This window comes from Nonomuraea sp. NPDC003709, from assembly GCF_040610775.1.
In the GTDB taxonomy this organism is placed as follows: Bacteria; Actinomycetota; Actinomycetes; order Streptosporangiales; family Streptosporangiaceae; genus Nonomuraea; species Nonomuraea angiospora_A.
This window is the reverse complement of the sequence record NZ_JBEXMW010000060.1, coordinates 14,833-26,164: the sequence shown is the minus strand read 5'-3', so window position 1 is coordinate 26,164 and position 11,332 is coordinate 14,833. Positions and strand designations below refer to the sequence as shown.

The 11,332-nt window shown below is 62.5% G+C and carries 9 protein-coding genes; 6 read left to right on the top strand and 3 right to left on the bottom strand.

Annotated elements, in window-relative coordinates; all coding sequences use genetic code 11:
* Positions 1-321: 321 nt before the first annotated feature.
* Both ABZX61_RS64970 and ABZX61_RS64965 read right to left on the bottom strand, forming a co-directional pair.
* Complete coding sequence (locus tag ABZX61_RS64970; protein WP_355213014.1) at positions 322-1,026, bottom strand: DUF4386 domain-containing protein; 705 nt, start codon at positions 1,024-1,026, stop codon at positions 322-324.
* A gap of 110 nt (positions 1,027-1,136) precedes the next feature.
* Positions 1,137-1,484, bottom strand: coding sequence for a nitroreductase family deazaflavin-dependent oxidoreductase (locus ABZX61_RS64965; protein WP_355213013.1), 348 nt, complete (start codon positions 1,482-1,484; stop codon positions 1,137-1,139).
* Between the two features lie 226 nt (positions 1,485-1,710).
* On the opposite strand from ABZX61_RS64965, the gene ABZX61_RS64960 reads away from it, so the two are divergent.
* Together ABZX61_RS64960 and ABZX61_RS64955 are read left to right on the top strand one after the other, a co-directional pair.
* Entirely contained in the window at positions 1,711-2,370 is a 660-nt protein-coding gene (locus ABZX61_RS64960; protein ID WP_355213011.1) for a TetR/AcrR family transcriptional regulator, read from the top strand.
* A gap of 508 nt (positions 2,371-2,878) precedes the next feature.
* Positions 2,879-3,463 (top strand): hypothetical protein, encoded by a 585-nt coding sequence (locus ABZX61_RS64955; RefSeq protein WP_355213009.1) that lies wholly within the window; start codon positions 2,879-2,881, stop codon positions 3,461-3,463.
* A gap of 370 nt (positions 3,464-3,833) precedes the next feature.
* Here the strand turns inward: ABZX61_RS64955 and ABZX61_RS64950 are convergent, their stop codons facing one another.
* Complete coding sequence (locus ABZX61_RS64950; RefSeq protein ID WP_355213007.1) at positions 3,834-4,277, bottom strand: hypothetical protein; 444 nt, start codon at positions 4,275-4,277, stop codon at positions 3,834-3,836.
* Between the two features lie 264 nt (positions 4,278-4,541).
* On the opposite strand from ABZX61_RS64950, the gene ABZX61_RS64945 reads away from it, so the two are divergent.
* From ABZX61_RS64945 to ABZX61_RS64930, 4 genes are all read left to right on the top strand, one after another.
* Complete coding sequence (locus ABZX61_RS64945) at positions 4,542-4,919, top strand: hypothetical protein (protein ID WP_355213005.1); 378 nt, start codon at positions 4,542-4,544, stop codon at positions 4,917-4,919.
* 358 nt (positions 4,920-5,277) lie between these two features.
* Positions 5,278-6,057 carry a hypothetical protein gene (locus ABZX61_RS64940; protein WP_355213003.1) on the top strand — a complete coding sequence of 260 codons (780 nt, stop codon included), beginning with the start codon at positions 5,278-5,280 and terminating at the stop codon, positions 6,055-6,057.
* A gap of 310 nt (positions 6,058-6,367) precedes the next feature.
* Positions 6,368-6,724 carry a hypothetical protein gene (locus tag ABZX61_RS64935; protein WP_355213001.1) on the top strand — a complete coding sequence of 119 codons (357 nt, stop codon included), beginning with the start codon at positions 6,368-6,370 and terminating at the stop codon, positions 6,722-6,724.
* 831 nt (positions 6,725-7,555) lie between these two features.
* A partial coding sequence (locus ABZX61_RS64930; RefSeq protein WP_355212999.1) for a HEAT repeat domain-containing protein occupies positions 7,556-11,332 on the top strand: 3,777 nt, incomplete at its 3' end.

The following is an 11,332-nucleotide window of genomic DNA, read 5'->3' as shown; positions in this document are numbered from 1 at the left end:
GACGGGGCCTTAGACAAGTCCGATCCTCCCAGCTCAAGGGCACTTTTCTTATGTGAATGATCAGGTCGGCTCAAATTCGCCGTGAAAGCCGCAGGTTAACGATTGGCGTATGGGTCGAGGTGACTTAACCAATGCGGAGTGGGAGCGACTCGAGTCGCTGCTGCCCGAGGGGGTCGGCGGGGCGGGCGGCGGAACGACGGCGCCTTGGTGGGTGGCAAGCCCGGAGTGCCTCACGTGCTACGGCATGAGATGCTCCCTGGGTCAACGTCTCACGAGTGGCGGAATCCGCAGGCGTCGCAACAAGGTGGGACGGCCTGCGCGTCAGCCGCGCCGGACGCCGTGCTGGTGGGCCGTGGTTGATGTATTCGTAGCGAAGCCTCTTGTCATCAACCACACGGCGAAGACAAAGCTCTGCAGGCCCAGTGGCGCATTCATGGCCAGGTAGAGCGGCGTGACCACGTCAGTTAGGCGAAGTAGCACCAAGAAGCTCGCCGATATAGCTGCTCCGATTCCCAGAAATCCCCACCCGGATAGCCATCGAGGGACAGATCTCGACCGCCACAGAATGCGGAACAACAGGAGATCTCCGAGGCTCAGTGAGATGATCAATGCGACGTGATTGACCAGGTCGCGCGCCGTCCGCAGCAGCTCGCCCAAGACCTCGAGGTGGGATGCTTCCGAAGCGCTGGCCTGGGTGAATCCATCGCCCAGCACAAGAAACAAGGGCAGGATGATCACGCCTATGAAGTGGAACGTCGCTGCGATCAGTCTGAACCCAAGGAAACCCTGACTAAGCGCTTCGTTCTCCGCCCTCAATGTCGGATAAAGGTACAGCGCGAACCCGACATAGGCGGGGATCATGATGGACTGAGCAACTGCGCCGACGATGACCTGGCTCTCGTGTGCGGAAATGAGAGCGAGATAGCGTGGCTCCTCGAGAGCGGGAACGATGCTCAGCGCACCGGCGATCATGCCTACGATGACCAGTGTGCCCGCAATTGCGATTGCCCGCCTGTTTGTATGCACGATGCTTGTCCTGTAATTGTCGTGGTGGTGGAGTGTGCCGGCGCCGGATCGGCGAGCCGGTTCAGGCTCCCCGACGCGCAAGACGGGGACTGCCGGGGCGGCGGCCAGGGTCAGCCTGTGAGCAGGTCCATGCGGAGGAACTCGGTGATGCGGAGCAGCTTCGGTGGGCGTGCCACCTCATGGGGGAGGGCCTGGAACGCCTCGTCCTTCCCGACAAGGCGTGGGGCGGTGAGTTCCATCGCTCTCCCGTCGACCCGGAGCCGCGCACCTCTGGCCGCCAGGACGTTCTGCACCCAATCGGAGCGCGATCCATACACCAGAACGAACAGGTAGCCGCTGTCGACGGGATGCGCATCGAGCGGCGTGCGGTACGTAGCGCCAGAAATGCGACCGATGTGAATCAGCACCGGCCATCTCCCGCCGGTTATCGCGCGGGGGTTGAACACCCTCTTGTTCACGTGCCCCCACCACCTTGGCATCGGCATCGAAATCCCCTTCTCTCGCCCCGGCGGGGCGCGTCATAGGTCAGGTGTTGGCTGAGCCCTGGCTGACGCCAATCCGGAGAGCCTTACACCCGTAAGGCTACTTACGGGTGTAAGGTTGGCTTACGCTCGTAAGCCTGTCAACCCGCCCACACCCGGAGCCGTCGTGCCACCACCGCAACAACCGCTCAGCAGAGGTCTCGTGCTGGAAGCCGCGATCCGGGTCGCGGATCGCGGCGGCGTGGAGGCGATCACGATGCGCCGGGTGGCGCAGGAACTGGGCGTGGAGGCGATGTCGCTCTACCACCACGTGCCGAACAAAGACGCGATCCTCGACGGCGTGGTCGACATGGTGTTCGCGGCGATCAAGCTACCCGGTGTTGAATGCGACGATTGGCGCGATGCGATCCGTACGCGTGCCTCCTCCGCACGTGTGATCCTCTCGCAGCACAGCTGGGCTCTCGGCCTCATGGACTCCCGTCGCCATCCGGGACCGGCGACGCTGCGCCACCACGACGCCGTCCTGGGCGTCCTCCGGGAGGCGGGGTTCACGCTGCCGATGGCCGCGCACGCCGTCTCGCTCATCGACAGCTACATCGGCGGGTTCGTCCTCCAGGAGGCGAACCTACCGATGACGACGCCGGACGATGTCGAGGAAGTGGCCAGCGGCATCCTCCGGCATCTGCCGGCAGAGGAGTTGCCGTACCTCACCGAGATGATCCGCGACCACGCCCTGCGGCCGGGCTACGACTACACCAGCGAGTTCAGCTACGGCCTGGACCTGATCTTGGATGCGCTCGAAGCTCGCCGAAGGGCCCCCCGCTCGGGTTCGTGCGATGAGTCCCAAAGTGGCTTTGTGTAACGACAGCGACAGTTCGTGTTCTCAGAAATGAGAGGAAATCCACAGGCATGAGCAGGCACGCTAGGGCGCTCAACCAGGGCAAACAGCCGTCGTCACCGAATCGTCGTCAAGATCGACTCTCTGGCGCCAAAATCCGGTCCGATCCTCCCCGGAGGCCGATCGGGGAAGTTGGCGCGCCTAACGCCGTGACGATCGCTGACCTGGTGCTCTCCGTAGTTGGTCGGGGCGATCGGCTGCCGCGGCCCTCCTACGTCGGGCCTTGCCACCGGATATCTCTGGCTGAGGTAACAGCAGGGCTGACAGCAACGTCCCCACGCGCCGACGCATCCCAGCCAACTTCAACACGCGTCTGGCCAGGGTGGCGATCAGCCGAGCAGGATGATCGGTCCGCCTGAAAAGCGGACGGTCAGGTCTGGAAGTGAGTGGTTGGGACAGACCACTAGTAATGACCCCGCAGCGCCGTTGCCGAGTTGGTGCCTCCCCGCGTCCAATTGGCTAGCCTTCCCCGGTGAGCTTCGCCAACTTCGCCCGTAGGGTACGTGACCCTGACTTGCCCTACCGATGGCGGCTGTCAGCGTTCCGGTCCTGCGTGCAGTTGTATCGGCCACTCGGATTCGAGGCGACGCTGAGTTTCCTCGAGTTCCAGGCAGGGAGGTTTCAACACGATGAGGCGGCACTGCTTCAGGCGCTGGACGCTATCGAGGCCAGCCGCGCTGCCTGGCATGCCGAGCTCCACGCCTACGCGACAAGGCGTCGGGAAGCCAAAATGCAAGGCCGGCGATCTCCGCGTGCAGAGGAACCAAATCCCAACCTTCAGGTTCGCTGGTACTGGTACGGCAACCCCCGGAAGGCCGCGTTGCTCGCATTGCGGTTTTGGCGCCGCCAACGCTTCCCTCGTCTGCTGCCCTCCTCGGACCCCGTTCTCCTGGAGATCACCATATGCGTCCGCGAGTGCCTGGACTTCGGCGCCGTTTTCACGGAAGCGCAGCGCGACCTCCTCGGCGTCCGATTAAGCGAGATTGAGCAACGTCTGCACTCGGCGGATCTCCTGCTCGTCGTTCGGCACATCGAGGTGGCATCGGGTTTGAGGTAGCTCGAAGCGGCGAGAGACCGAACCGTGCGGTTGAGGCGGTGGGTTTCGGCTGGCGCATCGTCAGACGGTGCTGTCGTTCGCGCGCGGTGCCGTACAGCAGTCGGATACAGCAACGCTGCCTCACCCAGTCAAATGCCACCAGTCTCCAACTACCGCTTGAGCAGGGAGCGGAAGGCTCTACGTCGTGACCGGCTCCCGTTTGCAAGCAGGAAGTCAGAAGCTTGAATCTCCTAGGCCCCACCAGCGGGAACACCTCCCTACGCAGAGAGCTTGACCACTCGGAACTCCCGCGGCCTGTAGAGCTTCGCTCGGCATAGCGGCTACGGCTCCGTCCTTTCCGGAGGCGGCGCCGTTTTCGGCATTTCCGGAGCTATTCGACGATCTCGTTGAGCACGTCCTCGTACGCTTTGGCGTCGGAGGGGGCCATGTCCTTATCCACACGCACCACGACGTTCTCCTTGACGTACGTGTACTCAGCCAGCATCGGAGTCTTCCCGAGCGCCTGTATGTACTTGGCGCGAGCCTCGGCGCTGCTGGCGTCCTCGAACACCTCGACACTGCCGGCCTTATCGGCCTTGACCCTGTTATCGGTGAACTCAGCCTTGCTGAGGTAGCCGTTGGGGCGGCCAAGCAGCTTGTTCGGGTCGGTGTTCTCGTCGTAGACGGTACCGAGCTTGGCGGGCACGCCGTTGGCGCCGAGGTCGCCGATGATGGCGGCGGCGTCCTTATTAGTCGTGGCCCCGCCGCATGCGGTGAGGAGGCCGACCAGTGCAAGGGCGGCGGCGGCGTGGAGATGTCGTCTTAACCAGATCATGAGGTCATGCATACACTCTGGACCGGTCCAGCGCGGCAGTGTTGATGCGATTGGTAGCTGCCTCGCCACTGGGCATGCGGGTTCTCGCCGCCGCTGTACAGCACAGAAGTACAGCAATGCAGCCATACTACGCCGTCCGACTCCAGCCACTCTTAACCGCCATACCAAGGCAAAGGCGCCTCGATCAGGAGGCTGCCCTGCCCTACGGATAAGAAGGCGGTTCGAGTTTCTCGGCCGCGCAGGTGGCGTGCGATCCTGGAGCGCATGACGGGTCGCCATGTTGTGACTATTCAGGTGACCGGTCGGCCTGCTACCTTCGCCACAGCCCACGAAAAACCTTGGAAAGATACTGTTCGATCGGCCGTCGATGCGAGCGGAGTGGAGCCTCAGGCCGCGCGTTTCGCCGTTCGTCTGGAGTTCCGGCTTGCCACGGCCCGCAATGCGAACGAGGTCTGGGATCTGGATAATCTCATCAAGCCCACGCTCGATGCAATGGAGGGCATCTTCGGCACACGGGCATGGCGGGGGACACCTCAGCCCGCTGATGACAGAGTCGATCGCATCGAGGCTGTCAAGCGCCTTCCAGGGGCGGGCGAGGTCCCAGGGGCAACAATCGATGTATGGGTCATCGATCCGGACTAATCAGCTCAGGAAGGTGTTTAGCGTCATGCGTGGCTCATGGAACGTCAGCACGGACACACCTCGGCTGCCATCCACATGTTCCTGACCATGGTCTCGCTCAACCGAGCAGGGAGATTGCTCTGCCTGAAAGCGGACAGTCACATTCCCCTATTTGGGTTCGACGCCTGATCGATTGGAATCCGTGTCCTATCGGTTGGCGGAGCGGTCGTCGAGGAATTTATGCCATATGTGCGGTTTGACCTGGGTATCCAGAGTGGCGCTATGGGAGTCGTTTTCGTATCGATCCCAGTAACATAATGTGTTGATCTTCCAAATGGCTTAGCCTGCCTTGTCCCTACTAGATGTGCAGGTGGATGCCATGAGCGAGCAGGCCGCACAGGCGATCGTCGGTAACGAGCAGGCTGAGGTCTCCAGGGAAGTCGTAAGCTCCCCAACGAAGAAGCCGGCGGGGGCGCGGGCAGTTCCGAAGTGGGAGGCTGATGCGCGGGAGCGCGTTCGAGCAGCGATACGGCGCTACTCCAAGCCGCTAACTGATCTTATAGCGCGTGATGCTAATGAAGGGGACACGCGCCTGCTCATCACCGACTTCCTATGCGCAGGACTCGGCTACGACAAATATGACGACCTCACTACGGAGTATCAGGTCAAGGGTGAGTTCGCTGACTACGGCATCCGCATCGACAAGCAGCTGATCGCCTTCATCGAGGTGAAGCGTTGCAGTCAGAAGCTCAACGTCAAACACCTACGGCAGGTGCAGATGTACGCCGTGAACGAGGGTGTTGAGTGGATGGTCCTGTCCAACGGCCAAGTGTGGCAGGCCTATCACATGACCGCCGGCCTCCCCGTTGTCATCGACCTGGCCCTTGAAGTGGACCTGCTCAGTGACACCGGGCTGGGTGTCAAGACGGACGCGCTCTTCTACTTGACCAAGGAGGCGTTCAAGCGTCGCCTGATCGATGACCTGTGGAGAGCTCGCGCCGCAACGTCGCCGAAGTCTCTGGCCCAGGTGCTTCTGTCCGATGTGGTGACCGACGCCGTACGCAAAGAACTGCGACGTCAGACGAACCATAATGCCGAAGTCGGCGAGATCCATCGCATCTTGCGCAGCGAGGTACTTCGGCCAGAGACCTTGCTTTGAGGCGTACTCTGGCAGTGCAGCGCCGAGGTTAGCGATCTTGCTAACGTGGATGCTAACAACGGGTCTGGACAACCCTGGATGCTTCTGGAATGGGAACGTTCCAGTAGAGGCCCTGAGCAGGCTTAGACGGCATCGGTGGACGGGCTCGGACAAGCATCTTCCCGCTTGTAAACAGAAGGTCAGGGGTTCGATTCCCCTCGTCGGCTCGCAGTTCAGAGGCCCTTCGGGAGGATCCCGGAGGGCCTTTCTGATCTCCGTACAACAGCAACGTGGTCTTTCGACGGCAGGAGTCCCGGTGGCAGCGACTCGGATGCTCACGTTCGCCGCGTGGCGTGACGGCCGTTACTTGGGTCTCGAAGAGTTGCTCAGGTCTCTCGGGACCCTGATCGACAGCTACGAGTGGCGATTGACGATCGACTGGCTGATTCCCGAGATCGAGATACACGGGGATGTGTGGCTGTCGACGTACCAGGTTCTCCAGTTGTTCGAGTCTCACCCGCAGCTTGTGGATGGAGAGGCGGAGGGGCGCAGGGTCGGTTCGTCGGCACCTGATGTTCGCCTTCGAGCCTTCGACAGCACTTCGTGGGATGTCCAGACGGCGAGGCCGGACGTTGCGGGGAGGATCCGTGAGCTATACGCGGATGCGGTTGGACTCGAGAAATGGTGACGGCACCCCAGGCGGAGCCATGGAGTGCCTTCTAAGCAGCTCTCGTCAGCAATGATCTTTTCGAGAGTCGAGGCTGGCGTTCAGAAGATCGAGCGCTCTGCGCATTTCCGGCGATGGGATCTGGGTGTAGACGTTCATGGTCACGGAGATCTGCGAGTGGCGGAGGATGCGCATCGCGGTTCGTGGGTGGACGTCAAGGGCAGCCCGCCTCTGGCAGGCTGCCACGCGTCGGGTGGTCGTTGGCCGCGCTGCGACTCTCCGGCCGGTCTCAGCCGGCGCCGCCAGCCGCCGGCAAGATCCGCAGGCGTATGAACCTTAGCCACTTCGATGCTAGCTAGGTCTGTAACGAATCTCGCAAACTGTGCCCCTGCGCCGTTATCGTCGAGCAAGGTAGCTTCGAGTGGCCTGTCGCGGTCATCCGTTCTGTTTGGCAGGGAGCAGCGGTGAGTCACACCCTACAGCGGGTGGCAGGTGCCATCGGTTCCGTACTGGTTGCCGCATTAGTGAATGTAGCAACGGGATTCTTCACTGATCATGATGCTGTTGCCTGGTGGGTCTCCGGTGGTGTGCTCCTGGCCGTCGGTGCTGCTGTGCAGTGGTTCCTCCCTATAGCGGGAAAGGAACCGGAAGGTGCACGACAGAGGGCCACCGGTAACACGGTCGGTGGATCGCTCAGTCAGAAGGCAAAGGGGCGCTCGACTCAGGAGGCGTCCGACAACCAGGTCGTTGGTGACCTAAATCAGGATCAGTATGGATGAGCCACGGGAAAAGCGTCGGTGGTGGTCGCCCCGTAAGCGGGCGAGTCAGCAGCCGAACATTGACCAGCAGGTGATGGGGAGCACCGTCGGCGGAGATCTCAAGCTCACGCAGATTACGGTCTACGGGGGCACAGAGGGGATTGCCGCCGATAAGACGGACGTAGAAGGGCTGGGACAGGAGCGCCAGGAGTATCTTCAGCGGATTCGTGCCCGGTACCGGCGGGTCGATCTCGAAATCCTTACTCCGTTGACCGAGCAGGGCGAGCATCCAGTGATGCTGCTGAGTGAGGTATTTTTTCAGCAGTCTGTGCGAGAGAATCCGCCGCCGGTAGAGTTGCTAAACCTGCCGCGTGAGGTGCTACATCGGCTGGTGGCGGACGAACAGTTGTCGGGACTGCCAGACAACATCGACCTCACTCGATTGGAGGAGGCCCGCCGCGCATATCAGGAGCGTCCGGCGCGTCCGGTGCTAGAGGCATTGGGCCGGACGAGCCGTGCTGTCGTGCTCGGTGACCCTGGCGCGGGGAAATCGACTCTAGCCCGTTTCATGATGATGGCTCTGGCGATCACCGAACTTCAGCAGGATAGCTCTGGGGAGCTTGCCGTCGAGTTGCCGGCGGAATGGGTGGGACGGCTCCCGCTGCTGGTGGAACTGCGTACGTACGCAGACCCGGCCTGGCGGGGCAAGACGTTCCTGGACCTGATCGACGAGATGCGGTCCAGCCACCACCTCGGCCTCTCTAAGGTTCGCCTGGAGCGGTACCTATCCGACGGTGGACGCGCCTTGGTGGTCTTCGACGGCTTGGACGAGATCTTCGATCCTCAAGTCAGAGCCGATGTGGTCGGGCAGATAGAGGGATTCGTGGCCCGCTACCCGAATGTGCGGACTATCGTCACCTCACGCGTCGTCGGATATAACCGCTCGACACTCGACGCGGCCGGCTTTACCACCTTCATGCTCCAAGACCTCGACACGCTTGAGATCGAAGCGTTCATCACCACCTGGTATAAGCGCAGCTGTCCTGGCGATCCCGCGACCGCGACACAGATGCGTCACCGGTTGCTGGCAGCGATCAACGCTTCCATGGCCGTTGGTGAAATCGCCGGCAATCCCATGCTCCTCACCATCCTGGCCATCATCGGCCGCCGCCGAGAACTTCCCCACGACCGCCGCACGGTCTATCAGCACGCAGTCACCGTTCTGATCGAGCACTGGGATGTCAACAAGCACCTGCGTGCCCACGACACCGATCTACCCCAACTCATCGCCGACGACAAGCTCCGCATGCTTCACAGCGTCGCCCGGCGTATGCAAGACGGACCTGCCGGGCTCGCAGGTAACCACATACCTGCGCGAGACCTCATTGAGGCTTTCGAGACCTATTTCACCGAAGAATTTGGGCTCCCCAAAGATCGCGCCGTCCACGCCGCGCGCGCGATGCTCCGGCAGTTCCAGCACCGCAACTTCATTCTCTCCAGTTTCGGCGCCGGGCTCTACGGATTTGTCCATCGCGCTTTCTTGGAGTATCTCGCAGCCGACGACATCAACCAGCAGCTCACCGACAGAAAACTTACCGATCACGAACTGTTTGACCTCTACGACGTCCATGCCACCGACCCCGCTTGGCGAGAAGTTCTCCTCCTTCTCACTGGAATGATTCCTGAACTGCTCGCAGGTGAGGTTATCTCCCGCCTTGCCGTCACAGGCTCTTATGGGAGGTTCGATGAACAACTTCCCACATCTCAACTGCTCGCCCTCAGTGCCATCAGCGAGATTCGCAGGCGACAGACCCTTAGATCCCTCGCGCCTACCATTACCCAACTCCTCGTCGAACTAATCAGAACTGCCGCTGTCAAAGAAGATGAGTACGATTTAACTCTTACTGCAGCAATTGAGAAGTCCTTGCCGCCCTTCGGCCACGAGACTGCGTGGCTCGATCACTCCCAGCGTGAACGATGGCGCTTGGCAACGGGGAACCGCATCGGGATGCTCCACTCCGCCAGGTATATTGCAGCTCGCCTCCGTTTAGCCGTCGAAGCGCAGACCTTGGACACCCTCAAAGGACACGCAACCACAAGTGCCGAAGCGGTCATACGATTCGCCGCCGTGGAGGCGATCGCTGAGGGTTGGCGTGATGACCCGGAGACTTTTGCCTGGCTTCGCGAGCGCGGCGTCGAGGACGGGCACGAGGGTGTCCGGCGCGGGGCCGTGGAGGCGATCGCTGAGGGTTGGCGTGATGACCCGGAGACTTTTGCCTGGCTTCGCGAGCGCGGCGTCGAGGACAGACACGAAGATGTCCGGCGCGCGGCCGTGGAGGCGATCGCTGAGGGTTGGCGTGATGACCCGGAGACTTTTGCCTGGCTTCGCGAGCGCGGCGTCGAGGACAGACACGAGGGTGTCCGGCGCGCGGCCCTTAGGGCGGTCGCTGAGAGTTGGCGTGATGACCCGGAGATACTGCCCTGGCTTCGCGAGCGCGCCACTGGGGACAGACACGAAGATGTCCGCATCGCAGCCTTTGATGTCATCGCTGAGGGTTGGCGTGATGACCTGGAGACTTCAGCCTGGCTGCGCGACCGCGTCGTCCGGGAGAAACGCTGGATCGTCCGCAGCATGGTCGTTGACACTATCGCCGCAGGCGGACCCCATCACCCTGAGACTCTTGCCTGGCTTCGCGACTGCGCTGTCCGGGACGAACACTGGATCGTCCGTCGCGCGGCAGTTAGGGCTGTCGACCGCGGCGGGCGTGATGACCCGGAGACTTTTGCCTGGCTTCGCGAGCGTGCTACCGAGGACACAGACGAGGATGTCCGTAGCACGGCCGTTAGGGCCATTGGCCAGGGTTGGCGTGATGACCCGGAGGTGCTGCCCTGGCTTCGCGAGCGCGGCGTCGAGGACAGACACGAAGATGTCCGGCGCGCGGCCGTGGAGGCGATCGCTGAGGGTTGGCGTGATGACCCGGAGACTTTTGCCTGGCTTCGCGAGCGCGGCGTCGAGGACAGACACGAGGGTGTCCGGCGCGCGGCCCTTAGGGCGGTCGCTGAGAGTTGGCGTGATGACCCGGAGGTGCTGCCCTGGCTTCGCGAGCGCGGCGTCGAGGACAGACACGAAGAGGCCCGGCGCGCGGCCGTGGAGGTGATCGCTGAGAGTTGGCCTGACAACCCGGAGACTCTTACCTGGCTTCGCGAGCGCGCTACCGAGGACAGACACGAAGATGTCCGTAGCACGGCCGTTAGGGCCATCGGCCAGGGTTGGCGTGATGACCCGGAGATACTGCCCTGGCTTCGCGAGCGCGGCATCGAGGACAGACACGAAGATGTCCGGCGCGCGGCCGTGGAGGTGATCGCTGAGGGTTGGCGTGATGACCCGGAGACTTTTGCCTGGCTTCGCGAGCGCGGCGTCGAGGACGGGCACGAGGGTGTCCGGCGCGCGGCCGTGGAGGCGATCGCTGAGAGTTGGCCTGACAACCCGGAGACTCTTACCTGGCTTCGCGAGCGCGGCGTCGAGGACAGACACGAGGATGTCCGCAGCACGGCCGTTAGGGCCATCGGCCAGGGTTGGCGTGACAACCCGGAGACTCTTGCCTGGCTGCGCGACCGCGCCGTCCGGGACGAACACTGGATCATCCGTCGTGCAGCTGTTAGGGCCGTCGACCGGGGCGGGCGTGATGACCCGGAGACTTTTGCCTGGCTTCGCGAGCGCGGCGTCGAGGACGGGCACGAGGGTGTCCGCAGCGCGGCCGTTGAGGTGATCGCCTCGGGCTGGCCTGATGACCCGGAGACTCTTGCCTGGCTTCGCGAGCGCGCTACCGAGGACACAGACGAGGATGTCCGCAGCACGGTCGTTAGGGCC